This window comes from Microbacterium sp. K41, assembly GCF_004794395.1.
In the GTDB taxonomy this organism is placed as follows: domain Bacteria; phylum Actinomycetota; class Actinomycetes; order Actinomycetales; family Microbacteriaceae; genus Microbacterium; species Microbacterium sufflavum.
In genome coordinates this window covers 1-328 of the sequence record NZ_SSDO01000272.1, presented here as the reverse complement: position 1 = coordinate 328, position 328 = coordinate 1, and the positions used below count along the sequence as shown (strand labels likewise).

1 protein-coding gene is annotated in these 328 nt (G+C 77.1%); it reads left to right on the top strand.

The genetic code is table 11. The annotated features are described in order from the left end of the window. Positions 1–328 (top strand): methyltransferase (locus DW309_RS07660; RefSeq protein ID WP_168387221.1); only part of this gene is annotated, 328 nt, incomplete at both ends.

Here is a 328-nt window from a genome sequence, read left to right as displayed (position 1 = left end):
GCCGCGCACGACGGCCTCGCCCTGGTCGCGCACGGCGGCGCGTTCGCCGGACCCCGCCTCGACATCGGCACGCGCGTGCTGCTCGAGGCGCTCGCGCTCGACGGTTCACAACGCCGGAGAACCGCTCGCCCCGGGGCTGCATCCCCGCCGGAACTGCCGGAGAACGAGGGTTTCTCCGGAGCCGTGAACGCCCAGGATCCGCGCCGTGTGCTCGACCTCGGCTGCGGCACGGGCGCGCTCGCGGTGTCCTGGGCCCTCGCGCACCCCGGGGACGCGGTGACCGCGACCGATCGCTCGGCCGCGGCCGTGGCCTCGACCCGGGCGACCG